The following is a 26,306-nucleotide window of genomic DNA, read 5'->3' as shown; positions in this document are numbered from 1 at the left end:
AGCCCGCACAGCAGATGCATCCCGCAGCCACGCCGCTTCCGCCCCCGCCGGTGCACCTGCCCCGGACGGAAGGTCTCCCGGCGGTGGCACACACCCGAGGTGCCCGGCGTCCTGCGCCGTCCCGCAAGGCCCTGCTCGGCATCGGCGCGGTCATCGTGTTCGGAATCTCGGCAGCCATCGGCGCCGCCCTTTCCGCGGATGACGGCGACGGTGCGTCGCCGAATCCCGCGAGCCCGACACCCACCGCCACCTCCTCGCCGACCTGGCAGCAGCCCACGACCGAGCCCCCGGCGCCCACGCCCTCCGCACCGGTGATCGACCACAGCTACAACGAGGAAGTAGCGAAGAAGCAGGCAGAGCAAGAGCGCAAGGCAGCCGAGGAGGAACGGAAACAAGCAGAGAAGCAGCGGAAGAAGGCCCAAGAAGAGGCCAAGAAGAAATCGGCAGACGCCCAGAAGGGCGACGACTGAAGCAGAGACACACATCCCCCCGGTGGGGACAAGTAACGGCGCTGACTTCCGCGTCTGGGCCCTGTCTCGCCCGCCGCCAGGTCCGGGACCATTCCTGGCCGGATCCCGCCGGGCCCTCGACCGACGACATCCGGCGTCCGCTCTGCGCGCTGCCCCCGGACCTCGCGGATGCCCTGCTGCTGCGCCAGGTTGCAGGACTGGACGACGCCGCAGCCGCCCGCGTCCTTGGCACCACGGCCCCAGCTGTGCAAGCCGCATCACGCCGCTGATGGCCGACTGCCTCACGTCCCACCCCACGCCCGGTAGTCCCCGGACGGAGTGGGCCTGCGTCTGGTGCTGACACGGGTTCACTCCCAGGCTCTCCAGGGCGCCGCACGCCCGGACTCCTGAGCCGGGACTATGCCTGCTCGGCAGAGGTCTCGCTCAGGCGGTGGCTGGCCTCCCAGGTACGACTCCTAACAAGAAGAGGCTTCTGGACCTCGGGGAATGACGGTGTGTCAGTTCTATTGATGCTGGCTGAAGGGGGTGCGAACCAGTCGAGACGAGGAAGACCGCTGCCAGACCCTGGGGGGTCCACGACGAGTTGTGGGCGCGCACCGAGGTGCTGCTGCCGGTCGTCCCACGTAATCCGCGTCGTCCAGGTCGTAAGCGTCTGGATGGCCGCAACGTTGTGTGCGGGATCCTGTTCGTGCTGTACATCGGGATCCGCTGGAAGTTTCTGCCCCAGGAGCTGGGCTTCGGCTCGGGGATGACCTGCTGGCGACGGCTACTGGACTTCAACGAGGCTGGGGTCTGGCAGCGCCTGCACGCGCTGCTGCTGTCCGAGCTGCGGGCCGCAGACCTGCCGGACTTCTCCCGCGCAGCGGTCGACTCCGGGGACGGGCCGGTGGCCGGCCCGCCCTTCATCGATTAAGGGTGGGCGATCGCCTCAGGGATGGCGTGCTCGATGCGTCAGAACGCATGTGTAGCAGTCGGGCCCGCGCAGCCTCACATCCGGGATCTCAGCACGTCGACCTCACAGCCCGGCGCGAACGGGTCGAAGCCGTGTTCGATCAGCCAGCGAACTGCCAGCAGGCTTCGCAGCGACCACCACGCGCGGATCACGTCGAGGTCGATGTCGGTGCCATAGCCGGCGACGACGTCGTCGAGGCGCTCCTCGTGTCCGAGCGTGAAGGTGGCGAGGTCGTACAGGGCATCACCCTGCCCCGCCTCGGACCAGTCGATGATGCCCGTGACCTCGTCGCCGTCGACGAAGACGTGCGCGATCTGCAGGTCGCCGTGCGTAAACGCCGGAGTCCACGGCCGGAGCGCGGCCTCGGCGACTTGGCGGTTGCGGGTGACCAGGTCGGCGGGCAGGAGGCCGTTGGTCACGAGCAACTCGCACTCGTCGTCGAGTTCCGCCGCCAGCGCGACGATGCTCCGGCCGGCCCGGCCGGGCCGGGGCGGCAGCGGCGCGTCGTGCAGCTTCCGGATGGCGGCGCCCGCCGCGGCCCACGCAGCCGGCGACCCGGTCGACGGCCCGCCGAGGCGCCCAAGCGTCGTCCCCGCAAGTGCGGCGATCGCGAGCACGGGCGGCTTGCGCCACAGGACCTCCGGGGTCGGGACCGGCGCGAGGGACATCGCCTCGACCTCGACGTCGACGCGCGCCTGATCGGCGTCCACCTTCAGGAACACGTCGCCGACGCGCAGGGTCGCGCGCTCGGAATGGGCGACAACGACTTCGACCTCGTCCATGGGCGACCAGTATCCCGGGGATGATCGCCGACGTCGCCGGGTTTATCGCGTGCGATTACGCGGCTGACCGCGTCCCTGTACCCGGCGGCCTCGTACGCGACACCGACCTCTGACGAGGACAAGCCCACCACTCTTGTCAGGAGTCCTCAGAGGCGGATGATGACGAGGGTGATGTCGTCTGGGCCAGGGCTGTCGTCAGGCGGGCCAGGCCTACGTCGATGTCCTCGCCTCGGCGCTCGATGAGACCGTCGGTGAACAGCACGAGGGTGTCGCCGGGGGTGCCTGGGGCCCCGGATGTATCCGGGGCCCCAGGCATGTTGCTGTGTGGCGGGTTACCAGCGATACCAGCGGCCCTTGCGCCCGCCCGTGCCCGCGGAGCGCATGACGAAGCCCAGCAGCCAGACGACCAGCACGATGACGGCGATCCACCACAGCGCCTTCACCGCGAAGCCCGCGCCGAAGAGGATCAGAGCCAGGAGAAGAACGAGAAGCAAGGGAACCATAGTTATCAACCTCCGTCGCTCCTGGTGCCCGGCGAATGCAAGAACACACGGTCGATTTCCTTGGTTTCTCCACTGCTCTTGCGGGCACTGAACCCAGATTCTCCACGGCTTTCACCTCATCTGCCGGGCCGGTGGGCGGCTGTCGGTTCAGCCGAGTTCCACGCACGTTGGGTCGGAGAAGGGCCGCGGTAGGTGCCGAAGGTCCACAAGTTGCCCTCCGGATCGTGCACCGTGCACACGTACGCGGCCGCGCCCGACCCGAACCGGCTCTCGTGCGGCGCTTCCAGGACCTCGCCGTCGGCGTCGACAACCCGGCGGTGCACCGCGTCCACGTCGTCGCTCACCACGTAGACCGCGCTGGTTCCCGCCCGCATCCGTCCATGCACGCTGTCCGTGTGCCGGGTCGAACCGAACACCAGCGCACCACCACCAGGCCAGCGCAGCTCGCCCCGGGACGCCACGCAAGCTACCTGCCCCCCTTCTGCAGCTCTACGAGCACAGGTCGTCAGATGCCGGGCGGATGTGGCAGCCAGGGCGGGGAGCCGTTTCGAGGTGACCACAGGTGCCACCACCCCAACAATGAAGCAAAAGCTTTGTATTTCAATGCCGAGCTAGGGGTTCCTCTGGTAAGTAGCCAAGCCTTAGCTTGGTTTGATGGATGCTGACGAAGAAGATCTGTACACCGCCGAACAGCTCCGGTGGGGCGTCTCGCGGCTTGCTTCGCGGATGCGGGCCGAGCATCAGGGAAGCCCCGAACCGCTGACCCGTCTCTCCTCCTCGATCCTGGCCAACCTCAAGCACCGCGGCCCGCTCGCGATCAGTGAACTGGCAGCCATCGAAGGGGTGCAGGCCCAGTCGCTGACCCGGGTCGTGCAGGAGCTGGAGCGTCAGGGCCGGGTCACCCGCCGCCGTAGCAGCACCGACAAACGGCGCCAGGACATCGCGGTCACCGAAGCGGGCCTACAAGCGTTGCGGGAGCACGTGAAGGACGGAAACGCCTGGCTGGCGTCGGCGCTGGCGCGGACCATGACTCCCGCAGAGCGCGGTCTGCTGCGGCTGGCCGGGGAACTCATGCAGCAACTTGCCTCGGTTGATCTGGAGTTGACCCACACAGCAGCACCCGGAGAGGAACGGCTGCAGGGCGGGGAAGGACGGGCGCGGTGACGGCCGGCCGTACGAGCCAGGAACGAGGGACTGTGGGAGCGGCGCCGGGGGGCGGCTCCCGCACGGTGTTTCTCACCGTCATCGCCGGTCTGGGAGCCGTCAGTCCGCTGGCGACGGACATGTACGTGCCGGCGTTGCCGGACATGGCACGCTCCTTGGGCACGAGTGTCGCCGGCGTGCAGACGACTCTGACCGCGTTCCTGCTCGGCGTCATCGCCGGGCAACTCGTGTTGGGCCCGTTGAGCGACCTGGTGGGGCGTCGGCCCGTCCTCCTGTCCGGCACCTTCGCCTTCGCGGTGTTGAGCTTCGGGTGCGCGTGCGCGCCGACGATCGAGGCGATGACCGCGCTGCGGTTCGGGCAGGGCATCGCAGGGGCCGCCGGCATCGTCGTCGGACGGGCAGTGATCGTCGACCTGTACCGCGGGGTCGAACTCTCCCGCACCTACGCCACGCTGTCCGCGATCGGAGCACTCGGGCCCGTGATCGCACCGGTCCTCGGCGGCGGCCTGCTGGCCGTGGCGCCCTGGCGGTTCGTCTTCATCGCACTTGCGCTCGCCGGCGCCGCCCTGGCCATCGCCGCCACACGAGTCGTACCCGAATCACTTCCGCCCGGGCGCCGGGTCGAGGGCGGGGCCGGCGGCGCCCTGCGTGCCGCCGGGAGCCTGCTGTCACACCCCTCCGTCCTGGTGCCGGTGGTGACCATGGGCTGCATGGGCGCCGCCGTCTTCGCCTACATCGCCGGGGCGACGTTCGTCCTGCACGACCTGATGCATCTGTCGGCCACCACGAGCAGCGTCGTCTACGGGATCAACGCGCTGGCCAACCTCGGCGCGTCCCTGCTGTACGGGAGGCTGGTCCACACGTGGCGTCCCGAGACGCTGATGGTGATCGGCGCGGTGACCGGGCTGGGCGGCCAGCTCCTCCTCCTGGTGCTCACCACGATGGTGGGCGTCCAGCTGTGGGCCTTCTGCCTGTGCTTGCTGATCACTGTCGCCTCCTTCGGCTTCCTTTTCCCCGCCTTGAGCGCCGTGGGACAAAGCCGCGGCCGGACGGCCCCGGGCACGATGTCGGCACTGCTGGGCGTGGCTCAGTTCTCCTTCGGTGCCGCGGCCTCCCCTCTCATCGGCCTCTTCGGCACCCGGAGCGTCGGACCCACGGCGGTGGTGATGAGCACCTTCCTGGCGCTGGCGACCGTGGGCGCGATCATCTGCCGACAGCAGGGCAGGCCGACTACCGGCCATTGACGGCAGCACGGGGACGCCAGGCCTGACCCGCAGACCGAAGTGATGCTGAGCGTTTGGTCAGGCGGTGTGCGGCGACTGATTGAGTGCTCTGGTCAGTTCCCGGTTGGCAGCCCGGGCTGCTTCCAGCTCTTCGGTCCGCTCTTCGAGTTCCCCCTGACGATGGCGAGTTCCCGCTCAAGGGTCGAGATGCGACGCTGAAGCTGCGAGGTCGGCCGCGGCACCGAGGGCCGGTGCGGCCCGCGCGCCGTCATGACCGCCGGCTCCGTGCTCGGCGTCATCTGCCTGCTGATCGTGGCCGCGGCCCCCAACCTTTTGGCCTTCTTCGCCGGTTGGGCGTTGGTCGGGCTCGCGATGGCGGCCACCTTCTACCAGCCCGCGTTCGCCGCCCTTACTCGCTGGTGGGCCCCGGACCACATGTGCGCCCTGACTATCGTCACCGTTGCCCAGACGCGATCCCTGGGGAGTTGAGGCTGGTGGGACGGGTCCGGAGCACGACCTCGACCGATGACAGTGCGAAACGCACCGCGCCGGTGAGGACGGCGTCGTCGCCCAGGGCGGAAAGGTGCCAGCGCGGCGGGTCGACGAGCAGGGCGTCGGCGTGGCGTCGGGCCGCGGTCAGCAGGGTCTTCGCCGCGGGAAGCAGGGCGGTGTCGGGGAAGAGCCCGGTGCCGAGGACGACCAGGGCCGGGTCGAGGGCGAGAAGGACCGGGGCCAGGCCCTCGACCAGCCGTCGCCCGTACGCCTCGACGGCGGCGACCGCGTCGGGGTCGGCCGCGGCCGCGTCACGGATGGTGCCGGCGGCCAGCGGATCCAGGCCGGGACGGTCGGCCGGGCCGCCACCGGAGAAGCGGATGAAGCCGATCTCGCCGGCCGCGCCGTGGTGGCCGCGCAGCAGGCGGCCACCGGTGATGACGCCGGAGCCGAGGCGTTCGCCGAGCAGGACGAAGAGCATCTCCCCGGTCGCGGGGTCGGGCGCCGTCCTGTCGGCCGTTCCCTCGGCCGTCGCCCCGACCCCGCGCCACTGTTCGCCGAGCGCGGCCAGGTTGGCGTCGTTCTCGACGGCCACCGGACAGCCGAGAAGGTCGCGGAGGACGCCCGCGATGTCCACCTCGGTCCACGTGTGAAGGTTGTCCGCCTGGCGGACGCGGGTTTGGTTCCGGTCGACCAGACCGGGGGTGCCGAGCGTGGCCGCCCACACCCGGGAAACGTGCACGTCCGCCCGGTCCAGGGCGGCCCGGATCGCCGAGGTCACCACCCGTGCGCGGACCGGGCCCGGGACGTCGGCGCGGACCGCGCGGCGCTCGACGGCGACGGGTTCGCCGTCGAGGTCGGCCAGGCAGGCGGTGACGGACCGCGGCCGCACGTCGACGCCGACGACGAACCCCGCATGGGGCTGGAAGCGGAAACGGCGGGCCGGGCGGCCGGGGGAGCGCTGGCCCCGGGCGGACGGAGCGGAGGCGACATCGATCAGGCCGCGGGCGACGAGTTCCTCCACGATCGCCTCAACGGTCGGGCGGGACAGGCTGGTTGCTCGGACCAGCTCGGACAGCCGGGGGTGTGGGTCGGCGGAGCGGACGACGGCGAGCACGGCCGCCGCATTCGTGGCACGCAGGTCGGCCACACCCACGACCGAGGGGACTGCCGTCGGCGGGCCCGGCTCCTTGGCACCGCTGAGCGGCCAGAGGGCGTCCGGCTCCGATGTGGTCAAGGGTCGACCTCCTGCTGTCGGCAACAGCCTTCACTCTGCTCTTGACGCGCCATGGCTTGAACTCGATTATGAAACGCAACTGCTTTATTAAAACACTCGGCGCCCGCATCTGGCCACACCTGCCCGCGCCGCCCGCACCTCCATGGCACTCGCCCGCGCAGCACCCCCTCTCCCGCCGTTCCAGGAGCCCGCCATGAGTCACGTTCCCGCTCCGCCGTCCAGACGCTCGTTCCTCGCTGCCGCCGCAGGCTCCTCCCTGCTCGTCGCGTGCGGCAGCTCCCTCACCCCCGGCGCCAAGTCCACCGACGCGGCCAGCGCGTCTCCCCTCTCCACGGCCGTACCCACCGACAAGATCACTCTGGTGGTCGCCGACGCGGACGACACCACCATGACCCCCGGCCTGCTCGCGGCGTTCCGGGAGAAGTACCCCAACATCACCTTCAAGCGCCAATACACCGGTTGGGACGACTACCTCAAGAGCATCAACACCACGATGTCGGCCGACTCGGCCCCCGACATAGCCCAGTTCGTCTCCGGCATGAACAACCTGGTCAAGGGACGCCTGCTGCTCGACGTCGGCGACTACGGCAAGGCGTACGGCTGGTCGCGCAGGTTCCCCGGCCTGGACCAGATCACCTTCAGCGCCGACGGCAGGACGGCCGGCACCGGTGCCCTGTACGGCGTGCCCGGCGGGCTGTCGTTCGAGGGCGTCTACTGCAACAAGGCCAAGGTGCGGAAACTGGGCCTGACCGTGCCGCCGGCCACGCTGGCCGAGTTGGAGGCCCTGTTCGCCAAGGCCAAGGCCGCCGGGGAGACCGCGCTCGTCGCGGGCAACCTCGACGGCGGCCTCAACCACCCGTTCAACGTGCTGCTGTCGGTCCATCTGAAGCCGGAGGACCGCGAGGCGTGGGCGTTCGGCCGCAAGGGCGCCAAGATCACCGGCCCCGAGGCGGTGACGGCCGCGACGACCCTCAAACGCTGGGTCGACCAGGGCTACGTCACCCCCAAGGTCAACGGCACGAGCGACAACGACGCCACCGCCGCGTTCGCCAGGGGCGAGGGCGTCTTCCGGATCAGCGGCAACTGGGCCGCCGCCGCGGTCGACAAGGGCCTCGGTGAGGACGCCGGGCTGTTCAACATGCCGCCGATCATCAAGGGCGGCCCCCTGCGCACCACCGGAGCCGGTGTCTACTACTGCGTCTCCAGCAAGTCGAAGAACGCGGCCGCCGCAGCAGCCTTCCTCGACTTCTGCGCCACCCGACAGGCCTCCGCCGTCACCGCCAAGGCCGGCTTCATGGCACCCGACGCCGGCGCGATGCCGCAGCAGAGCGGCCTCCTCGGGGACGTAGGGACCGGCTGGCAGGGAATCGTGAAGGACTCAGGGCTCCAGCCGTTCATCCAGAACGCCTCCACCCCCACGATGCCCGACACCCTCACCACACAGCTCCAGTTGCTCGCCGGCGGCAAGGTCGGCGTCGAGAAGTTCCTCGCTGCCCTGCAGGCCGACTTCGACCAGTTCCACTCCTGACGAGGCCGGCCCGCGACATGGCGACAACCACCACGCCCCGACGGGCAGCGCGTCCCGTCCGCAAGGACACCGGCCCGCCGCCCCACTCGCCGAGCACGACCCGCAGACGCCGCCGCGCCGTGGCGCTGCTGTACGTCCTGCCGGCGCTGCTGCCGTACACCCTGTTCGCGGTCCTCCCTGCCCTGCACACCGCCTACCTGTCGCTGTTCGACTGGGACGGGGTGACCCTGCCGTCTTTCATCGGCCTCGACAACTACCGCCGTGTGGCCACCGATCCACAACTGCGGGCGGCGGCCTGGCACGCCGGGGCGCTCATCGTCTTCTTCTCCGTCCTGCCCATCGCCCTCGGCCTGGTGTCGGCGGCCCTGGTCGCCCGCCGGCCGGGCCGCCGCGGCACCTCCCTGATCCGTACGCTGCTCTTCCTTCCGCAGGTCGTCCCACTGGTCGCGGTCGCCGTCATATGGCGCTGGGTGTACGCCGAGAACGGCACTCTCAACCAGGCCCTGCGCGCGATCGGCCTCGGCCGGCTGACCGACTCGTGGCTGGGCAGCTTCACCTGGGCGCTGCCGGCCGTCGGGCTCGTCGGAACCTGGGTGGTGGCCGGGCTGTGCATGGTGCTGTTCCTGTCCGGGACACAGCGCATCGACCAGGAGATCTACGAGGCCGCACGCATGGACGGGGCCGGCCCGGTCCGCGAGTTCTGGTCGATCACCGTCCCCCTGCTGCGGCCGGAGATGGCGGTCGCCCTGTCGATCACCGTGATCGCAGCCCTGTCCAGCTTCGACCTGATCTACATCACCACCGGTGGCGGCCCCGGAAACAGCACGGTGGTGCCCGGCATCCTCATCTACCGGCTGGCCTTCGGCGGCGGTGCCGTGGGCCTGGCCAGCGCGTTGGCGGTGGTCCTGACACTGGTCATCTCGGTGGCCGTCGTCGTCATCAACCGTCTGGCCAAGGAGCGTTCATGACAGTACGTCAGCGACGTGACGTCGCCGCGCCCGTCGTACTGACGGTCTTCGTGGCCGTCGTACTCGTCCCGTTCCTCTCCCTGGTCCTGGCAGCCCTCCAGCCCGCGGGCACACCGCTGACCGGGCTGGCCCGGCCGGACGGCATCCACCTGGAGAACTTCGTCCACGCCTGGTCCGCCGCGGGGTTCGGCCCGCTGCTGCGCTCCAGCGCCGTGATCGCGCTCGCCGTCGTCCCCGCGGCCGTGGTGTGCGCCACCCTGGCCGGGTACGCGCTGGCCACCATGGACGTCCCCGGCGGCGGGAAGCTCTACGGCTACCTCCTGCTGGGGCTGTCCATCCCGACCGAGGTCACCGTCATCCCCCTCTACTACGACCTGCGAGCCCTCGGCCTCACCAACACGGTGCCGGGGCTGGCCCTCGCCGAGATCGCCGCCTTCATGCCGTTCGGCGTGTTCTGGATGCGGGCCCACTTCGCCACCGTGCCGCGCAGCCTCATCGAGGCCGCCCGGCTGGACGGGGCCTCCTCCTGGACGACGCTGTGGCGCGTGCTCATGCCCAGCTCCCGCCCGGCCGTGACCACCCTCGGCGTCCTGTACTTCGTGTGGAGCTGGAACCAGTTCCTGCTCCCGCTGATCTTGATCCAGGACCCGGCGAAACGCACCGCCCCGGCCGGACTGGGCTTCTTCACCGGCCAGTACAACGTCGACGTCCCCCTGCTCGCCGCGGCCACGCTGATCGTGATCGCCCCGGTCGTCCTCGTCTACCTGTTCTTCCAGCGGCACTTCATCAACGGCGTGCTCAGCGGCGCCCTCAAGGGCTAGGAGACCCCAACCCGATGACACAACTCGACGTCGCGCTGATCGGCGCCGGCGGCATAGCGCGGGCCCACCTGCCGGCCTGGACCACGCTCGGCGCCCGCGTACGCGTCTACGCCCCCGACGGGCAGGCCCCCACCCTCGCAAGCGAGTTCGGCCAGGCCGCGGTCGCCTCCCGCGAGGAGGCGATGGACGGAGCGGACGTCGTCGACGTCTGCACCCCCACCGACACCCACCACGAGATCACTCTGGCCGCCGTGGCCGCCGGGGCACACGTCCTGTGCGAGAAGCCGCTGGCGCTGAGGGCCGCCGACGCCGAGGAGATGGCCGCCGCGGCAGCCGCCGCCGGGGTCCGGCTCTACCCGGGGCACGTCGTGCGCTTCTTCCCCGCCTACGCCCGGCTGCACCCCTTGATCACCGGCGGCGGACTCGGCCGGGTCGCTGTGGCCCGGTTCACCCGCACCGGCCGCTACCCGACATGGAGCGGCTGGTTCGCCGACCCCACGCGCTCCGGGGGGATCCTGGTCGACCAGATGATCCACGACATGGACATCGCCCGCTGGCTGTTCGGTGAGGTCGTACGCGTCCACGCCCACCAGAGCGGCCACCTCACCGCCCCGGCGCCCGAAGGCGCGGTCGCCACCGGGACCGCGGTGCTCACCCACACCACGGGCGTCATCAGCCAGATCGTGGGAGTGTGGGCGCCGCCGGCCACACCGTTCCGCACGACCTTCCACATCGCCGGCACCGGCGGAACGGTACGGCACGACTCGCTCGCCTCGCCCGGCCTCAGGATCGTCGGCACGGTGGGCACGGGGGCGGCGGAGGGCATCCCGGCGGGTGACTTCGGCGAGTCGCCGTACACCACCCAGATACGGGAACTCGCCGACGCCTTCGCCGGCGGGCCCGAGCCACGGGTGGGCGCGGCCGACGGCGTCGCGGCCGTCCGCATCACCGCGGCCGCCGCCGATTCGGCCAGGACCGGGCGAGCGGTCGAGCTCCTCCCGCCGCTCGCACCCGAAGGAGCAGCCGCATGAGGATCGCCGTACTGTCCTTCGCCCACGTCCACGCCCCCACCTACATCGAGCTGCTGCGCGGCCGCGACGACGTGGAACTGCTCACCGCCGACCCCGACGCCCCGCCGGACGATCCGGCCCGGGGAGCGGCGCTGGCCGAGCGGCTGGGCGTGCCGTATCTCGCCGGCTGGGACGAGGTGTTCGCGCTGCGGCCCGACGCGGTCATCGTGACCAGTGAGAACTCCCGGCACCGGCACCTGGTCGAGCGGTCCGCGGCGGTCGGCGCGCACGTGCTGTGCGAGAAGCCGCTCGCCACCACGGAGACGGACGCCCGGGCGATGATCGACGCGTGCGCCCGCGCCGGAGTCGGCCTCATGACCGCCTACCCCGTCCGGTTCGGCGCGGCCTTTGCCGCCCTGAACCGCGCGGTGGAGGACGGCTCGCTCGGCCCACTCGTCAGTGTCCACGCCTCCAACAACGGCTGGAACCCCGCCGCGTCCCGGCCGTGGTTCGGTGACCGGGAGCTGGCGGGCGGCGGCGCGGTGATGGACCACACCGTGCACATCGCCGACCTGATGGACGTGCTGCTCGGCGGGGAACAGGCCGTGGAGGTCTACGCCCAGGCCAACGACGTCCTGGGCCCGGACGTCGGTGCCGGCGTCGAGACGGCGGGGCTCGTCACCGTCCGCTACCCGGGCGGTGTCGTCGCCGCCATCGACTGCAGCTGGAGCCAGCCGAAGGACCACCCGACCTGGGGCGGCCTGGCCCTGACCTGCGTGGCCGAGAAGGGGATCGTCGAGTTCGACGCCTTCCCCCGGCTGCTCGGCGGCTTCGACTCCACCGCCGCCCGCCCCCGCTGGGAACCAGGCGGTGACGACCTCGACGCGGCCATGCTGGAGGAGTTCCTCGACGCCGCCCGCACCGGCCGCCGCCCCCGCCCGGACGGCGAGGCCGGACTGCGGAGCCTGCGGATCGTACTGGCGGCCTACACGTCACTGCGGACCGGCCAGCCTGTCCCCCTGCCCGACAGGAGGGAGGACAATCCCGGACGGATCCACCCGTCTGAGTGACTTGATGCGGCCTTTTCGGCGCCGGGGTCGGTGTTGGTGAGAGTCGGTGTTGGTGGTCGGGTAGTCAGTGAGGTGTGTAGGCCTGGCACTGGCGCTGAACTGCGCTGCCAGTCGGCTCCTGCGCCGTGAGGGCCGCCTTTCACCCGCCCCGCGTCCTCGACAAGGACCCGTTCCGCGTACTCGCCACCCTGCAACCTCCACACCGGGCGTTACGGCACTGGGCCCCCGGGGCGCCCCAGCGGGCAGAATCTGCTACGGAGACCCGAATGTGTAACAGGAGAGGTCGCATGAACGCCCCATGGCATGAAGTCTTCGTCGGAACACAGATCGATACTTCACGGCCCTGGGAAGAGGTCGTGAAAGCCAGCGTGGCAGCCCCCCCCCGCGACCACCTCCAACTCGAGTCACTCGACTTCGGCCCGCCCGACCCGAACGGGCCACTCACAGGACGAGGCAGCACCCACTACCGCGTCCGCGTCCACGCCCGAGGCAGAGAAACAGCATGGGACAAGACATCTGAAACGCCCACCGAGGAATACCTGCTCCTCGTGTGGCCCTCTGACCCCGCGCCCACTCAAACCCTGCGTACCAGCAACCGGCTCGAACAACAGCAACAATCCGAGACGGACAATCCCCACCCACCGAACACGACCCCGCCGGAACCGCCTGAGCCAGAACCCCGGGCCCGGCCCGACGGTGGGGTCTGAGGCATGACCTCGGTAAACAGCCGACCCCGTCCTCCAGATGGTCGCCGCCGGTCTCCAGCGCGGCCGCCCATGGTGGCGGCGGGCGCTGTGACGCTGGGGCTGCTGGGCAGTCATCTGGGCGCGTGCAGGCAGCAGACGAGCCGGAAACGGGTGCAGACACCTGGCTGACCGTGCACAGTCCGCGGCATGCGCCTCGTCCCTGGAGCCGGCGGTCGAGCTCACCTCCGACGAACAGGCTGCTCTGTCGCAACTTGAGGCTCCTGCCGACACGTCTGCTGCTGAGTCAGCCGTTCTGGCGGCCGCACCGGAAGCCGGGCAGGCCGGATCGGAGACTTCACCGGAGACTGCCGCGGACGACACGGCTCCGTCGGTTGCACCGGCCGACGAGTCGGACACGGCGGCTGCGGCAGCCAGGCCCAAGCCGTGGAAGGAACCTAAGTGGTGCATCGACGCAGGCGTGGACTCCACGTGGTACATCGAACGCCTGTGCGGCTGCGGCATCTGGCGTAGTGGGGCCGACGTCGAAGACGTGCGCACGGGCCGCAAGATCGGCGGTATCAAGTACATCGTCATCGGTTACTCCTTCTCGGCCCGCGACTCCAAGACCTGGGCCTACCAGGTGAGGCTGCTGGAGACGAAGCGGTGGGGGCGGGGAGTGGCTGGCACCCAGGCGTCCGGCAGCGCTTCCTGCATCGGCAAGTGCAAGGTCGCGAACAAGAGCTTCCCGGTACAGACGATCTCCAAGAGTGCCGAACCCTATGGGCAGTTCTTCATGGACACCACCATCAACACCGCTGCCGCCAAGCAGCGGGGAACGGGCCGGAGCGTCGCCTCTTGGACGTTCAGCAACCGGGAGTGGGTGGGGCCCTCGGAGCCGGCGAAGCTGGCGAGCGTGGACGTGCGCTGTGACAACGCGCTGCCCGGCGCTCCCCGCCGGGTCGGCTGCGTCACCCTCGCCGCTGTGCTGGTGATCAGCTACAGCCAGACCGGGCCGTGGCCCGAGGTCGCCAAGCACATCTTGGACGCACAGGCCACCGGCCTGCCGGCAAGTACGGCACGACGAACTTCCTGATACGGCTCACCGACCGCAAGTAGATCAAGGACAACCGGGAGGAGGCGTGCCCGTCGAGCCTGGAGCGCCCGCCGGGCAAGTCCTGCGACGAGTACCCCTTCGCCAGCACCTGGCAGGGCGTCAGGTACGGCAACGGTAAGTTCAGCCGCCGCATGGTTGCCAAGAAGGACACCGACGCGGGCAGGGCCCTCAAGGGCTTCTACACCTACAACGGTGTCCTGGAAGGGGACTGGTTCCTGGTATGGATCAGGTAGCCTCAGCCGGCTGGGACCAGAAGAGGCCACCCGTGAATGGGTCAGCCCGTATAGGCGCAGCCCTGGTGGACGTGGAGTACCACCTCTTCCAGATCAGGGACCCGCAAGGGCCTGTGGCCGACGACCTGGACGCAAGCCGCTCCGGCCTGGTGTCCGCCGATGGCGGAGGCATCGAGGTGACCACCGGGATCCACACCGGAGGCGTCCACGTGACGGTCGAGCCGCACTCCCAGCGGCCCGACCCGGCCCCGGGCTGGGAAGAGATCGCTGAGATCTCATGCCATTCCCCTTCCGGGGAACTGCTCGTGACGTCCTTCATGGACGATCCGGCGGATCTGCCCTCGCTGGCATCCCAGGGCCCCGTCCCGTACCGGCTTCGCGTCCACGCGCGCGGCCGGGACAGCGCCGTCGACCAGACGCCGATGGACGAAGTCGTCGAGTCGTACCTGATCCAGAGCTGGCCCGCCGCCCACCAGGACGCTCTCCTGCTGAAGGCGACAGACGCCTACGGGGCCCAGGTACGAGCCCAGCCGGCCGACGACACCATCGTCATCGACCACGAGGACTCACTCGACACCCAGACCGGCCGGGAACGCGACATCCTGCACCGGGCCGAACGCGGCGACTACTCCTGACCCAAGAACACGTCGGGGAGTTCTGGTGCGACGGCTCTAAATTTTGGTGACGGCCTAGGACAGGATGTCGCACACGATCCGCGCCCACAGCCGGAACGGGGCGCGCTGGGAGTTCGACCATGGTGGAGTGGGCTCGGGCTGGCTGAATGCTGAGAGCTATGTGGTCCCGGTCGTGGACGAGGGCCTTCGCCGAATCGGTGGGGCTCGTCCGTCCTCGTGTATCCCTGGTCTCCTGCCTGCCCCGGCGCCGGGCCGCGTCGTTCTGGGCTCTGATCGACGCGCCCTGGAGCGAGACGCGGAGAGTGGACGTCCGCCGCGGCTTACGTCCTGCGCAGGGCATACTTGCTCGACGTGCTGTTCGCCGAAGGGGGGAAGCGAATTTGGTATTGGCTCTCAACACCTGGTCCCGCCGTGAACTGTGGGATTCGGACCGAGACCTGATGCCAAAGTGGGTTGCGCTGATGAACGGCAGGGCCGCACTGAACTACCAACTCGCGGCAGCCGTGTTCCTCTTCGGACTTGCGATCGTTCTCGCCTAGGGAGCGTCTTGCCGATCATGTGTCTAGCCAGATGAGTGTGCTGGCCAGGGTGAGGGCGGCTAGGTACCGGCCGGGTTGTTTCTCGTAGCGGATGGCGATGCCGCGCCACTGCTTGAGGCGGTGGAAGCGGCGTTCGACGACGTTGCGGCGGCGGTAGATGGACCTGGCGAAGCCGCAGGGCCGTTCGCGGCGTGCGGGGACGATACGCACTCCTCCGCGAACAGCGCGGTGTAGTCGGAGCTACCCCCGCGGGCGCGGAGGCGATGCAGCTTCCCCCCGTACAGTACGGGCTGGCGGAGCTACCCCCGCCAGCGCGGGGACGACTCGTTCGTCGGCCTGCTCGGCCACACCGACGTGAAGGCCCGTGCGCCCGGCTGACTGCGGGGCGCACGGGCCTGCCGGACGTGACCCCAGCACGGTCAGCGAGCCGGACGTCGGCTCGATCAGCCCGCAGGCCAGGTGCAGCAAGGTCGATTTACCGGCCCCGTTCGGACCGACCAGGCCGATGACACGGCCGGAGGGGATGGTGAGGTTCACGTCGGACAGGGCCGGCTTGCCGCGACGACCGTACTTCTTCGTCAGGCCATCGGCATGAAATGCCGGAGGGGAGTCTGCATATGACATGCCCCCATCCTGGAATTCCGCCTTCCTCCCAGCACCAACCGCAAGCACGGTTCGCTTGTCGGCGACCGTACTTTTGACCGGTTGCGAAAGGCGCGATCGACCGGCCGGGCCTCCTGGGTCCCGGCCGGTCGACGCCCCGCGGTGCCCTGTCCGGACCCGGGTGTCAGTTCTCGAGCCGCCAGCGCTGGTTCGCGCCGCCCGAGCAACTCCACACCTGGATTTTCGTCCCATTGGCGGTCGCCTGGCCGCTGGCGTCCAGGCAGAGCCCCGACTGCGCCGCTGTGATCGTGCCGTCGGGATTGACGTTCCACTGCTGGTCCGCCTGCCCGGTGCAGTCCTGGATCGCCGCCGGGGTGCCGTTGCCCGCCGCCTGGCCGACGCCCAGGCACTTGTTCCCGTAGACGACCAGTTGCTTTCCGGCGGTGTGGGTCCACCGCTGGTTGGAGCCGCCGTTGCAGTCCCACAGTTGTGCCTGCGTGCCGTTGGCCGTGGTGGAGTTGTTGATGTCGAGGCAGCGCCCCGACTGCTGGCCGATGATCTTCTGGTTGCCGGAGGGCTGCGGCGTGTTCGAGCCGAACTGCGTGAAGAACTGCCACACCGCTGCCGACGTCCAGGTGCGCCAGCCGCTACCGGTGGAGCCCTCTACGGGACCGGGGTCGTGGCCTCCGTCGAACGCGGCCCAGACGACGGGGTACCCGGACCTGCATCCGGAGTACGTGGTGATGATGTGCGTCCGGCTTCCGTTGCCCGGCTCGGGCGGGTTCTGCCGGGTGCAGCCGTTGTTCCGGACGAAGGTGTCGCGCAGTTCCCGTCCCAGCGAGATGGGCAGCACGTTGTCCCCGATGCCGTGCAGACCCATGTAGGCGATGGGCTGCGTGCCGCCGTTGCACCCGCTGAGGTTCGCGCCGGAGTAGACCGCGACCGCGCGGAAGACCGTCGCCCGGGAGCAGGCGAGGGCGTACGACATCCCGCCACCGTAGCTGAAGCCGGCGGCGAACAGCTGGGTGGTGTCGACGCACAGACCTGCTTCGATCTGGTTGACCATGGCGTCGACGAAGGCCACGTCCTGGCCGCCCGGGTTGGCCCAGCCGTTGCCGTTGCCCTGGGGGGCGACGAAGATCGTGCTGTTGTTCGCGTTGTCCGCCAGGCGCCTGAGGCCGTAGTACGACCAGTTGTAGCCGTCCGTTCCGCCCGAGTCGACGTCATTGGCGGTGCCGCCCCGCCAGTGGAAACCGAAGAGCAGCCGGTAGGGCCGGTTACTGTCGTAGCCGGCCGGAACCCGCAGGATGTAGCTGCGCGTCTGGCCGCCGCTCTGAATCGTGCGTGTACCACTCGTCAGCGTGGGGGCCTTGCCGCAGCCGGTGCTCGCTGCCGCGGCGGCGACGGTCTTCCTGGCTGCCGCGGGCGTACCAAGGCCACTGCCGGATGAGGTGCCCGCAGTTGCCAGGACGAGAAGTAGCGCGGCCGCAATGGAGGTGAAGAGCGGTGTGCGTTTCATACTCTCCTTCTTCCGTGGTCGACGTGGTCGAGGGATGGTCAGGGAGCGCCCGTGTTCAGAGCGCGGTGATGGTCCATGCGTTGTTGGTGCTGGAGTTCGGCGTCCACATCACCGCGGTGGAGCCGACAGTGGTGCTGCCGCTGCCGTCAAGGGCGGTGCCGGTGCCCCGATTGACGATCTGGTAGCGGTTGTCGCCGAGGCTGTTCAGCGACCACTGCTGGTTGTCGCCGCCGTTCCACGCCTGCTGGCGGGCGGGGGCGCCGTTGGCGGAGTTGCCGTAACTGTCGGCGACCATGCCGTTGGTGCGGTTCACCATGCGGTAGTAGCCGTTGCCCAGAGCGATCAGCTGCCACTGCAGGTTGCTGCTCCCGTCGTAGTTCCACTGCTTGAGGTTGGAGCCGGAGGCGACATTGCCCCCGCTGTCGAGCGCCAGGCCGCTGGTCACGTTGGCGATCTTCACCCAGGTCGTGGAGCCGCCCGGCGCGCCCAGGACCGGGATTTCACCGGAGAAGGTGAGCTTGACCGTGTACGCCAGGGCGCTGAACGGCGGGTTGGACGACGGCATGGTGAGGTGCAGCCCGGAAGCGTTCTGGGTCGGTGCGGGCAGGTCGATGTAGGTGCCGGCGGTGTTGTTCAGGAGTTTGGCGCCAGTCAGACTGCTGAGGTTGATCTGGTTCGAGTTCAGGGTCGTGATGGTCATGGTGCCGCCCTGCCAGCCCAGCGCGGTGGCGTAGAGGACCTTGTTGTCCTTACTGCGGGTGAACCGGATGTCCTGGGGTTTGCCGGCCACCGGTCCGCTGAACGAGCCTCCGCCCATCTTGGTGGGGCCCTCGCCGTAACTGGCCCACGAGCGGGTGGAGTAGACCGCCTCTCCGAAGCGGCTGAGCCAGTCACCCATGGCGAGCAGGATGGACCGCTGCCCGGAGGGGATGGTGCCGTCGGCCATCGGGGCGATGTTCAGCAGCATGTTGCCGCCCTTGCTGACCCGGTCGATCAGCGAGTGGAGCATGGCCTGCGTCGAGTAGTAGCCGATGCCCTCCGTGTAGCACCAGCTGGACGAGGAGATGCTGTCATCGGTCAGCCAGTAGGGAGTGAGCAGCCCTGCCGGTCCGCCGCGCTCGAAGTCGAAGACCTCACCCTTGTTGTTGAAGCCGTCCTTGTAGGTCGCGACCACGTCCTTGTTCCACGCGAGCGCCTGGTTGTAGTAGTGCGCGAGGAACTGGAGCCGGTAGGACTCCTGCACCATGTGCAGGTTGAAGTCCTGCCAGACCAGGTCCGGCTGGTAGCCGTCGACGACCTCGACCAGCTTGTCGTACCAGAGCTTGTTCTCCGCGGCCGCGCCCTGCTGGCCGAAGAGGAGGCGCAGCCTCGCGTCCGACTGGGACGGCACGTGGTCGTAGAAGCCGGTGAAGTGGTAGGCGTGGTGCAGCGAGGTCATGAACTTCAGTCCCTGCCCGCGGATGGCCTGCGCCTGCAGCCCCACGAGGTCGAGTCTGGGGCCGTGCTGGACCGAATTCCACGGGTTGGAGCGGCTGTTCCACATGGAGAAGCCGTCGTGGTGTTCGGCGACCGGCCCGGCGAACCTGGCGCCCGCGGCCTTGAACAGCTGCGCCCAGGCGTTCGGGTCCCAGTTGCCGCCCTGGGAGGCTAATTTCGGAGCGAACTGAACGTATCTGCCGGCCTTGTCGCGGGCGCCGTCGATGAAGTTGTTGTACGGCCATGCCGAGGGGTCGCCGTAGGTGGCGATGTGGTGGCGGTTCTCGGCCGAGCCGCCGATGTACATGTTGCGCGGATACCACTCGTTCCCGAACGCGGGAACGCTGAAGACACCCCAGTGGTAGTAGATGCCGAACTTGGCGTCCTGGAACCAGGCCGGGACCGGCGGGTGCTGGTCCACGGAGGGCCAGGTCGGGGTGTAGCTCGCGGGGCCGTCGGCCGCGGCGGCCTCGGGGGCGAACCGCAGCAGGCCGAAGGCCGTGGCCGCGCCGGCCGCGGCCAGCAGTCGGCGGCGGCTGAACGGCAGGGAGGATGAGGACATACGGAGCCTCTCGGGGAGTTGACGAAGGTGGTGCGGGAGTCGGTGACCGTCAGCCGGTCACCTGGATCAGTCGCGCGTCCACTTCTGGTTGGTGCCGCCGGTGCAGGTCCACAGCTGCAGCGGGGTGCCGTTGGCCGTTCCCGCGCCGGTGGCGTCCAGGCACAGGCCGGACTGGACACCGGTGATCGTTCCGTCGGCGTGGAGCGTCCACTTCTGGTTGGCGCCGCCGGTGCAGTTCCAGATGTCCACCTTGGTACCGGGGCCGGTGCCCTGGCCTGCGGCGTCCAGGCAGTAGCTGCCGTAGACGCGCAGCTCACCGGCCGAGGTGGTCGTCCACTGCTGGTTGGCGCCGCCGTTGCAGTCCCACAGAGCGACCTGGGTACCGGCCGTCTGCGACTGGTTCGGCACGTCCACGCACCGGCCGGAGGCGGCCCCGACGATCGGGCCGGTCGTGCCGCCGTCGTTACCGCCGCTGCCGGGGGTCAGGGACAGGTTGTCGAACTGCGCCGTCTCGCCCTGGCTGGTCCCGTAGCCGATCTGCCCGGCTGCCCAGGTGCGGTCGTTCACGGTGGACACCGTGGCGCCGTCGACGACGGCGGTGATCGCGGTGCCGGAGAAGGTGAGGGCCAGGGTGTGCCACCGGTTGGTGCCCAGCGCGCCCGTCGTGCCGCGGGCCAGGGTGGCGACGCTGCCGTTGGTGTTCGAGTTCAGGATCGACCAGGCCCCGGTGTCGCTCACCCGCAGCCGGTAGGCGTTCTGCCCGCCGGTGCGGTCGTAGTCGTGCCCGCCCGCACGGCCGATCAGCTCGGCGTATCCGGGCTGTTCCAGCAGCACGTCGGACGAGACGGTGTAGTTGCCCCAGCTCACGTCACCGAGCAGGGCGTGCGGATCGGTCAGCGCGTCCCAGGTGATCGGCTTCTGCGGGCTCATCTGGCGCACGCACTTGCCGCCGCGTCCGCCGCCGCAGCCCACCACCTCGAAGGCACCCTGCCAGTCCATGAGGTACTTCGCCTCGGTGCCGGTGGCGTAGCCGTCGAAGGAGTCGCCGTACGGCAGCTTCAGTGCGCTCCGGCCGGGACCCGTGGCGGTGCCCTTGCCCTGTCCGGTCGTGGTGGTCAGGGTGTACAGGTGGCCGGGCTGCACGGTCAGGCTGAACGCGCCGCCCGACGGGGTGACGTCGGTGGCGTGCACGAAGTGGTCGGCCGTGTTGCCGGACCGGACGTCGGTGGACCAGACGTGCACGGTCCCGGTGGACAGCCCCCCGGTGACGTCGAGGTTCAGCGTCTGGGCGCTGCCGGCGTCCATCGTCTCGATGACCGTGGACCAGGCGGAGTTGTCCGGGGCCTTGAGTGAGACGTAGCTTCCGTTGGTGCGGTTGCCGCCGATGTAGCCGCTGGAGGCGTCGAGGTACCGCCATCCCGGGGCGGTGAACTGGCTGGTGTGTGCCATCACCCAGGTGTTCTTGCCGACCGAGTAGGAGCCGGACCACGGCTGTGAGGCCAGGGTGAGACCCATGGTGGGGTACGGCAGGTTGGGCGTGAGCGCGGCGACCACCGGCCAGTTGAGGTACGCGGTCATGCGTCCGTCGATGTATCCGCGGTTGATGCCGCGGGCCACGGCCTGTGCTCCTGCGTTGTAGTCGTCCGAGCCGTTCTCGCTCGCCCACAGCGGTTTGCCGGACGACAGGGCGGCCGCCGGCACCGAGCAGTTGGACTGGGACGACCGGTAGCCGCAGGGGTAGTGCGTGCCGATGGCGCTCACGGCGGAGGCGAACGCCGGTTTGGAGTTGATGTCGCCCGCCACGGCCCAGTCCGAGTCCGCCGCGACGATCTTGACGTTGCCGTAGCCGTTGCTGTTGAGCGCGCCGCGCAGCTGCTGGTACCAGTTGACGTTGTAGCCGCGCTCGTTCCACCCGCCGAGGTAGTCGATGCTCAGCCCGTGCTGCTTGGCGCAGCCCAGCCACGAGACCAGGTAGTCGACCATGTCGGTGGACCAGAAGTTCCCGCCGCCGATCCAGCCGGGCGCGCCCCAGGCGAGCCCGTACAGCTTGATGTTCGGGTTGCGGGCTCTGGCCTGCTCCATCAGCCACCATTCGTAGCCCCGGTCGCAGTTCAGGTCGGAGCGGGTGTGCTGGTGACTGGGCTCGGCTCCCGAGGTGGAGTTGGTGTCCCCGCCGACCTCGGCCTTGAGGATCTGTAAGGAGGCGCCGTATCCGGGCCGGAAGAGGTAGTCGAGGATCTGGGCGCGTTGGGGTTCCGGATAGTCGATCAGGAGTCTGCTGTTGCCGCCCCCGCCGCTGATCGCGCCGACGCCGTCGAAGGTCCGGCCGCCGGACGCGCCGTTGACCGTGATGGAGGTGGCGGCATGGGCCGGCTCGGCGGCCATGCCGACGAGGCCGCCGGCGGCCAGGACGAGGCCCGTGAGCACGGCCGTCGAGGCGCGCAGGCGCCGGACCAGCCGTCTGACTGCTGACACGGTGGGTTCCTTTCGCAAGTCGGGTGGGGGAGGACCGCCCTACCGCACGTGCTGAAGGAACTCAGCGGTAGCCGGCGGCAGTGATGTTGGTCTGCACCGCGTTGTCCGTCGCGTCGGAGGGGTAACCGGCGACGATCGCTCCTTCGTAGAAGGTGCCGGCGCTCAGGTTGGCGCCGCCGCCGGGCTTGCAGCAGTCTCCGCCGCTGCCCAGGACGATGGCTCCCTGTTTCTTCATGGGGCTGTATCCGCCGGGAAGCCCGCCGTCATACAGGGTGGTCAGGCCGCCGTACTGCGCGTCGCCCCCCTTGAGGGCGAACCTCGACGTCCCGTTGTTCTTCAGCATCGCGGTGACGAACTTGCTGGTGAACGCCCGCTGGTTGGGGTTCCAGGACTGGCTGCCGCCGGAGTACAGGCCCCACTCGAGATCGGCCTGCACCCAGGGACCCCTTCCCGAGCAGCCGCCGAACCAGCACTGGGTACCGAAGTTGATCGCGTCCATGGCCCCGGCGGCGTCTGCCTTCCTGGTCGTCTCGCTGTTGCCGTAGTCGAAGCAGCAGCCACTGTTGACGTGGGTGCCGCTGGTCACCATGTACGCCCCTTCGGGTGCGGCACCGGTCGGTACGCCCGTCAGGTGACCGTCCCGCCAGTAGCTGTTCCCGGGATTGATGTACAGCGAGTACGCCTTGGTGCCCCCGGCGGTCAGCGACTCGGACGTCGCCTTCGCGGGGCTGCTCTGACTCGAGCCCGGGACCTGGGCCGATCCCTGGTACCACAGGTCGTTGCCGTGTCCGGACTGGTCGCGGACGACCGTGATCACGCAGGAGGTACCCGCGCAGAACGAGTCCTGGGCCGCCGCGTCGGCGAAGCCGCCGGGCTTCAGCACACCGATGTCCCTGGTCGCGTTGTCCGAGGAGCGCCTGACCTGGTACAGGGCGCCGCCGTACGAACCGTAGAGCGCCCGCACCGTGCTGTGCGCGGCCACGCACGGCGTACCGCCCCCGGAGTAGATGTCGCAAGGGCCCGACCCGCTGGGCGAGGGCGGAGATGCCGAGGTGCTCCACTTCTGGTTGCTCTGGCCGTTGCAGGTCCACAGGATGACCGCGGTGCCGTTGGCCGTGCCCGCCCCGTTGACGTCCAGGCACAGGCCGGACCGGACACCGGTGATCGTCCCGTCGGAGTTCTGCCGCCACGTCTGGCCCGGCCGCCCGTCGCACGACCAGATGACCACCGGGGTTCCCGGAGCCGTCCGGTTGTCATAGGCGTCCACGCACCGGGAGCCGCTCATCGTCCTCAGCTCGCCCGACGACGTGACCTCGAATGCTTGATTGGCCTGGCCGTTGCAGTCCCAGATGTCCAACGCCGTTCCCTGCGTGTCGACGTTTCCCTTGACGTCCAGACACCTGCCTGACGCCGAGCTCACCAGGGGTGCCACGGGTGCCGATGCGGACCATGTCGGCGCCGTCGCCAGCACCATGGTCAGCAGCGCCATCACGCATGCGGCGGCAGCCGCCGGTAAGCGCGGTCCACGAGCGGGTCTACAGAAAACACTCAGACATCCCATGTTGGATAGAGATTCCACAGGTTAAATGCACTGTCAATAGACGCTCATCGTCGAATCAGAGTGGATCCATCCCATGTTTCGCTCGGGCCGCCCGCCATGGCGGCATGCCGAACCCCGCGCCGGCGACGGCCGCCATGCCGGGCGCGGGTGTGACGGACGTCAGGGGACGCGCCTCGCCGCCGGGCTATCGCGGTGCGGTGACGGTGGCGCCGGGGGTGAACTGCCACCAGTTCATGTTGAGCAGGTAGCCGCTGCCGCCGGTGAACCGCAGAAAGAGATCCTGGGTTCCCGTCGCACCGCTGACCGGGCAGGTCACTGTCGTCCAGGTCTGCCAGCCCCCGGTGCCCGGCACACCGCAACGGCCCACGACCGTCCCGCTCGGGGAGCCGAGGCGCAGTTCGACGGTGCCGCCGCCGCTGCCCGAGGCGACGCGCGCGGTGAACGAGGACGCACCCGTCCCGAAGGCCACGCCCTTGGCCTTGATGTAGTCGCCGTTGTCGATCCAGCCGACGTTCATTCCGCCTTCGCCGGCCGGCTCGGTCTCGATCCCGGAACCCCAGGCCATCGTCTCGGCCTCCTGGCGCACGTACGGATTGAGCGTGCCGACCTGGGGTGCGCCGGTGTTCGTCATGGTGATGGCCGGGATCGTGCCGTCGGCGTTGTAGGAGAACCTCTCCACCGCGACCGAGCGGGTGAAGCCGCCGCCGCCCGGGAGTGCGCCGTTGTGGTAGAAGAAGTATGAATTGCCCTTGAAATCCACGATTCCGGGGTGGTTGGTGAAGCTGCTGCCCTGTGTGGGCATGACCGTCCCGCGGTAGGTCCAGGGCCCGGTCGGGCCGGGCGCCGTGGAGTAGGCGATGAACTCCGAGCAGCACTTGGCCGCGAACACCAGGTAGTACAGACCGTTCCGCTTGTAGACCCAGGGTCCCTCCTCGTACAGCGTGGGACGGTTGGGGTCACCGGTGCGGGTGCCGAACCCCGCTGTGGTGAGCGGGATCCTGTTGACGCCGCCCGAGTAGGAGGTCATGTCGGCGTTCAGCCTGACGTACGACAGGTTCGGGTTGCCCCAGTACAGGTAGGCCTGGCCGTCGTCGTCGATGAAGACGGTCGGGTCGATCTCGCCGTTCTCCACCAGCGGGTGGCCGAGGGCGTCCCGGAATGGTCCGGTGGGGCTGTCCGCAACCGCGACGCCGATGGCCATCCGGCCGGTCGCCCGGTTCTTCACCGGCACGTACCAGTAGAAACGGCCGTTGCGCTGCACGGTCTGCCCGGCCCACGCGTCGGCGGACGCCCAGCTGAAGGTGGCCAGGCTGAGCGGGGAGCCATGGTCGGTCCAGTTGACCATGTCGGCGGAGGACCACACCCTCCAGTCCTTCATGGTGAAGTAGGTGGAGCCGTCCTCGTCGTGCCCGGTGTAGAGGTAGACCCGTCCGTTATGGACCAGCGGAGCCGGGTCGGCGGTGTAGACGTGCTGCACGATGGGGTTGTCGGCCCGGGCGACGGTGGGCTGCGTCGCGGCGGGAACTACGGCGAACACCAACAGGAGACCCACCACCCAGGCGGCTGCCCGGGTGAGCCTCGTGCCGGTGGTGGGTAACGGACGAGCCGGGATCATCATGGCCTCCGGGTGCGTCGGGGATGGCGCGTAGGTTTCTTTCGTGGGCAGGTCGGGAGCGAGACAGGGGATGTATGCGGTACCGCCGTCGAGGGTTGGCAGGTGCATGACATCTCAGTCATTCGAAATTTCGGTCTGCTTTCGGGTCGTCGACGCCACGGATACTAGGGAGGCAGCCGAGCTTGTCAACTCCCGCGACCGTTTGCGATGTCCGTCACACCTGCCGCGCAGGCTTCACGTCGGCGAAATGTTTCGATTGTCCGAACGAATCATGCGGGACGTATTGACGGGATCTCTGAACCTCCCAGCCTCGCTCGCCGGGTCCTGCCGCACCGGCCGGGCAGGACCCACCGCCAGGCGGCGGCCTCTTCGAGAACAACGACTTCAACGAGGGAAAGGGGGAGGCTGGAGATCACTGGCGGACGTTCACCGCCGATGACCGCGACTTCAGGAACAGCAACTGGCTGAACCGGGACAGCCAGGACAGCGGTGACGGCATGGACAACGAGACGAGTTCCCTCAAGACCAGCACCGGCACTGGCTCTATCGACCAGTAGTGGTTCTGGCTCAACTTCCCTAACGGATACACGGTGAGTGATGGCTGGCACCTGACCAGGTCTCCAGGAAGTCACCTGAAAATGATCAGTCCCCGTCACGGTGTGGCTGACAGTTCAGGGCCGTGGAAGAGACGACTCTCCGGCTGGAGGAGCTGCTGTTTCCGTCGATCGCGGATATAGCGGTGCTGTCCAGCGGCGAAGTCTGGGTCAAGCTGACGACCGACGACGCCGACACCTTCGCCGACCTGCTCGACCTCGACCCGAACGACACCCCGCCCATGGCCGTCAGCCGGTACCTCGGCATCCCGGTTATCGGCGGAAGCCAGATGCCGACCCACACCAGCCTCTACCTCGTCGACGAGAGCGCGCACCGGCTGACGACCCGCCTGTGCGCCGCAGCCGACGAGTGGCGCGCCCGCCTGGACACATGAAACGGCCCTTCCCCGGCTCAGCCGCGGAGGGGCCGACGCGTATATCGCGGTGCACCAGCCGTCGGCCCCTCCGCGGCTGA

The 26,306-nt window shown here is 69.2% G+C and carries 23 protein-coding genes and 4 pseudogenes; 14 read left to right on the top strand and 13 right to left on the bottom strand.

Going from position 1 to position 26,306, the window contains the following annotated elements:
* Together CCL05_RS35530 and CCL05_RS35525 are read left to right on the top strand one after the other, a co-directional pair.
* Window positions 1-470, top strand: a pseudogene (locus CCL05_RS35530) (hypothetical protein); the annotation flags it as partial.
* Between the two features lie 583 nt (window positions 471-1,053).
* Window positions 1,054-1,368 (top strand): annotated as a pseudogene (locus CCL05_RS35525) (transposase); the annotation flags it as partial.
* 89 nt (window positions 1,369-1,457) lie between these two features.
* Here CCL05_RS35525 and CCL05_RS35520 read toward each other — a convergent pair.
* From CCL05_RS35520 to CCL05_RS35505, 4 genes and pseudogenes are all read right to left on the bottom strand, one after another.
* Window positions 1,458-2,204, bottom strand: coding sequence for a phosphotransferase family protein (locus CCL05_RS35520; RefSeq protein ID WP_086564760.1), 747 nt, complete (start codon window positions 2,202-2,204; stop codon window positions 1,458-1,460).
* 178 nt (window positions 2,205-2,382) lie between these two features.
* Window positions 2,383-2,490 (bottom strand): annotated as a pseudogene (locus tag CCL05_RS35515) (SpoIIE family protein phosphatase); the annotation flags it as partial.
* A gap of 46 nt (window positions 2,491-2,536) precedes the next feature.
* On the bottom strand, window positions 2,537-2,707 hold the full coding sequence (locus CCL05_RS35510; protein WP_086564758.1) for a DUF5670 family protein: 171 nt from the start codon (window positions 2,705-2,707) through the stop codon (window positions 2,537-2,539).
* A gap of 116 nt (window positions 2,708-2,823) precedes the next feature.
* Complete coding sequence (locus CCL05_RS35505; protein ID WP_244204511.1) at window positions 2,824-3,168, bottom strand: VOC family protein; 345 nt, start codon at window positions 3,166-3,168, stop codon at window positions 2,824-2,826.
* 193 nt (window positions 3,169-3,361) lie between these two features.
* On the opposite strand from CCL05_RS35505, the gene CCL05_RS35500 reads away from it, so the two are divergent.
* From CCL05_RS35500 to CCL05_RS35490, 3 genes and pseudogenes are all read left to right on the top strand, one after another.
* Window positions 3,362-3,871: a MarR family winged helix-turn-helix transcriptional regulator gene (locus tag CCL05_RS35500; RefSeq protein WP_086564757.1), complete on the top strand. Its 510-nt coding sequence runs from the start codon at window positions 3,362-3,364 to the stop codon at window positions 3,869-3,871.
* A gap of 32 nt (window positions 3,872-3,903) precedes the next feature.
* Window positions 3,904-5,115, top strand: coding sequence for a multidrug effflux MFS transporter (locus tag CCL05_RS35495; protein WP_244204510.1), 1,212 nt, complete (start codon window positions 3,904-3,906; stop codon window positions 5,113-5,115).
* 234 nt (window positions 5,116-5,349) lie between these two features.
* Window positions 5,350-5,559, top strand: a pseudogene (locus tag CCL05_RS35490) (MFS transporter); the annotation flags it as partial.
* On the opposite strand, the gene CCL05_RS35485 reads toward CCL05_RS35490, so the two are convergent.
* Window positions 5,549-6,736 carry an ROK family transcriptional regulator gene (locus CCL05_RS35485; RefSeq protein WP_279629957.1) on the bottom strand — a complete coding sequence of 396 codons (1,188 nt, stop codon included), beginning with the start codon at window positions 6,734-6,736 and terminating at the stop codon, window positions 5,549-5,551. The pseudogene CCL05_RS35490 and the gene CCL05_RS35485 sit on opposite strands and share 11 nt — an antisense overlap.
* Window positions 6,737-7,016: 280 nt before the next feature.
* Between CCL05_RS35485 and CCL05_RS35480 the strand changes: the two genes are divergently transcribed.
* The 8 genes from CCL05_RS35480 (at window position 7,017) to CCL05_RS35445 (ending at window position 14,888) form a co-directional block, all read left to right on the top strand.
* Window positions 7,017-8,351, top strand: coding sequence for an ABC transporter substrate-binding protein (locus tag CCL05_RS35480; RefSeq protein WP_086564755.1), 1,335 nt, complete (start codon window positions 7,017-7,019; stop codon window positions 8,349-8,351).
* A 17-nt stretch (window positions 8,352-8,368) separates the two neighbouring features.
* Window positions 8,369-9,319 carry a carbohydrate ABC transporter permease gene (locus CCL05_RS35475; protein ID WP_086564754.1) on the top strand — a complete coding sequence of 317 codons (951 nt, stop codon included), beginning with the start codon at window positions 8,369-8,371 and terminating at the stop codon, window positions 9,317-9,319.
* On the top strand, window positions 9,316-10,140 hold the full coding sequence (locus CCL05_RS35470) for a carbohydrate ABC transporter permease (protein WP_086564753.1): 825 nt from the start codon (window positions 9,316-9,318) through the stop codon (window positions 10,138-10,140). Before CCL05_RS35475 ends, CCL05_RS35470 begins: the two co-directional genes overlap by 4 nt.
* Before the next feature lie 14 nt (window positions 10,141-10,154).
* On the top strand, window positions 10,155-11,171 hold the full coding sequence (locus tag CCL05_RS35465; RefSeq protein WP_086564752.1) for a Gfo/Idh/MocA family protein: 1,017 nt from the start codon (window positions 10,155-10,157) through the stop codon (window positions 11,169-11,171).
* A complete protein-coding gene (locus CCL05_RS35460; protein WP_086564751.1) occupies window positions 11,168-12,220 on the top strand; it encodes a Gfo/Idh/MocA family protein in 1,053 nt (350 codons plus the stop codon). The genes CCL05_RS35465 and CCL05_RS35460 overlap by 4 nt, the downstream gene beginning before the upstream one ends.
* 1,164 nt (window positions 12,221-13,384) lie before the next feature.
* On the top strand, window positions 13,385-13,999 hold the full coding sequence (locus tag CCL05_RS35455) for a hypothetical protein (RefSeq protein WP_086564750.1): 615 nt from the start codon (window positions 13,385-13,387) through the stop codon (window positions 13,997-13,999).
* 23 nt (window positions 14,000-14,022) lie between these two features.
* A complete protein-coding gene (locus CCL05_RS35450) occupies window positions 14,023-14,253 on the top strand; it encodes a NucA/NucB deoxyribonuclease domain-containing protein (RefSeq protein ID WP_086564749.1) in 231 nt (76 codons plus the stop codon).
* Between the two features lie 32 nt (window positions 14,254-14,285).
* A complete protein-coding gene (locus tag CCL05_RS35445; protein ID WP_244204509.1) occupies window positions 14,286-14,888 on the top strand; it encodes a hypothetical protein in 603 nt (200 codons plus the stop codon).
* A 554-nt stretch (window positions 14,889-15,442) separates the two neighbouring features.
* Here CCL05_RS35445 and CCL05_RS47200 read toward each other — a convergent pair.
* The 8 genes from CCL05_RS47200 to CCL05_RS45010 all read right to left on the bottom strand — a co-directional run bounded on the left by CCL05_RS47200 (window position 15,443) and on the right by CCL05_RS45010 (window position 25,809).
* Window positions 15,443-15,637, bottom strand: a complete 195-nt coding sequence (locus CCL05_RS47200) for a transposase (protein WP_086564747.1) — start codon at window positions 15,635-15,637, stop codon at window positions 15,443-15,445.
* Between the two features lie 30 nt (window positions 15,638-15,667).
* A complete protein-coding gene (locus CCL05_RS47195; protein ID WP_279629956.1) occupies window positions 15,668-16,051 on the bottom strand; it encodes an ATP-binding cassette domain-containing protein in 384 nt (127 codons plus the stop codon).
* 163 nt (window positions 16,052-16,214) lie between these two features.
* Window positions 16,215-17,549, bottom strand: a complete 1,335-nt coding sequence (locus CCL05_RS35430; RefSeq protein ID WP_086564746.1) for a ricin-type beta-trefoil lectin domain protein — start codon at window positions 17,547-17,549, stop codon at window positions 16,215-16,217.
* Between the two features lie 55 nt (window positions 17,550-17,604).
* The gene (locus CCL05_RS35425) at window positions 17,605-19,587 is read right to left on the bottom strand and encodes an alpha-L-fucosidase (RefSeq protein WP_086564745.1); all 1,983 of its coding nucleotides are present in this window, start codon (window positions 19,585-19,587) and stop codon (window positions 17,605-17,607) included.
* A gap of 66 nt (window positions 19,588-19,653) precedes the next feature.
* Window positions 19,654-22,062, bottom strand: a complete 2,409-nt coding sequence (locus CCL05_RS35420; RefSeq protein WP_167409677.1) for a ricin-type beta-trefoil lectin domain protein — start codon at window positions 22,060-22,062, stop codon at window positions 19,654-19,656.
* 61 nt (window positions 22,063-22,123) lie between these two features.
* Window positions 22,124-23,551, bottom strand: a complete 1,428-nt coding sequence (locus tag CCL05_RS35415) for an arabinofuranosidase catalytic domain-containing protein (protein ID WP_086564744.1) — start codon at window positions 23,549-23,551, stop codon at window positions 22,124-22,126.
* 256 nt (window positions 23,552-23,807) lie between these two features.
* The gene (locus CCL05_RS35410; protein ID WP_107400556.1) at window positions 23,808-25,238 is read right to left on the bottom strand and encodes a glycoside hydrolase family 43 protein; all 1,431 of its coding nucleotides are present in this window, start codon (window positions 25,236-25,238) and stop codon (window positions 23,808-23,810) included.
* Between the two features lie 412 nt (window positions 25,239-25,650).
* Window positions 25,651-25,809, bottom strand: a complete 159-nt coding sequence (locus CCL05_RS45010) for a hypothetical protein (protein WP_158102524.1) — start codon at window positions 25,807-25,809, stop codon at window positions 25,651-25,653.
* 108 nt (window positions 25,810-25,917) lie between these two features.
* On the opposite strand from CCL05_RS45010, the gene CCL05_RS35405 reads away from it, so the two are divergent.
* Window positions 25,918-26,226 carry a hypothetical protein gene (locus CCL05_RS35405; RefSeq protein WP_143589996.1) on the top strand — a complete coding sequence of 103 codons (309 nt, stop codon included), beginning with the start codon at window positions 25,918-25,920 and terminating at the stop codon, window positions 26,224-26,226.
* Window positions 26,227-26,306 lie beyond the last annotated feature (80 nt).

The organism is Streptomyces africanus (assembly GCF_002150735.1).
Taxonomy (GTDB): Bacteria; Actinomycetota; Actinomycetes; order Streptomycetales; family Streptomycetaceae; genus Streptomyces; species Streptomyces africanus.
Note: the sequence above shows the minus strand (reverse complement) of the source record. Positions and strands in the feature narration are given on the sequence as shown.

Coding starts and splice junctions, on each gene's coding strand:
- CCL05_RS35475 (WP_086564754.1), top strand. CDS start 8,369: ATGGCGACAACCACCACGCCCCGACGGGCAGCGCGTCCCGTCCGCAAG.
- CCL05_RS47195 (WP_279629956.1), bottom strand. CDS start 16,051: ATGTCATATGCAGACTCCCCTCCGGCATTTCATGCCGATGGCCTGACG.
- CCL05_RS35415 (WP_086564744.1), bottom strand. CDS start 23,551: ATGGCGCTGCTGACCATGGTGCTGGCGACGGCGCCGACATGGTCCGCA.
- CCL05_RS35460 (WP_086564751.1), top strand. CDS start 11,168: ATGAGGATCGCCGTACTGTCCTTCGCCCACGTCCACGCCCCCACCTAC.
- CCL05_RS35510 (WP_086564758.1), bottom strand. CDS start 2,707: ATGGTTCCCTTGCTTCTCGTTCTTCTCCTGGCTCTGATCCTCTTCGGC.
- CCL05_RS35425 (WP_086564745.1), bottom strand. CDS start 19,587: ATGTCCTCATCCTCCCTGCCGTTCAGCCGCCGCCGACTGCTGGCCGCG.
- CCL05_RS35465 (WP_086564752.1), top strand. CDS start 10,155: ATGACACAACTCGACGTCGCGCTGATCGGCGCCGGCGGCATAGCGCGG.
- CCL05_RS35480 (WP_086564755.1), top strand. CDS start 7,017: ATGAGTCACGTTCCCGCTCCGCCGTCCAGACGCTCGTTCCTCGCTGCC.
- CCL05_RS35520 (WP_086564760.1), bottom strand. CDS start 2,204: ATGGACGAGGTCGAAGTCGTTGTCGCCCATTCCGAGCGCGCGACCCTG.
- CCL05_RS35470 (WP_086564753.1), top strand. CDS start 9,316: ATGACAGTACGTCAGCGACGTGACGTCGCCGCGCCCGTCGTACTGACG.
- CCL05_RS35500 (WP_086564757.1), top strand. CDS start 3,362: ATGGATGCTGACGAAGAAGATCTGTACACCGCCGAACAGCTCCGGTGG.
- CCL05_RS35410 (WP_107400556.1), bottom strand. CDS start 25,238: ATGATCCCGGCTCGTCCGTTACCCACCACCGGCACGAGGCTCACCCGG.
- CCL05_RS35430 (WP_086564746.1), bottom strand. CDS start 17,549: ATGAAACGCACACCGCTCTTCACCTCCATTGCGGCCGCGCTACTTCTC.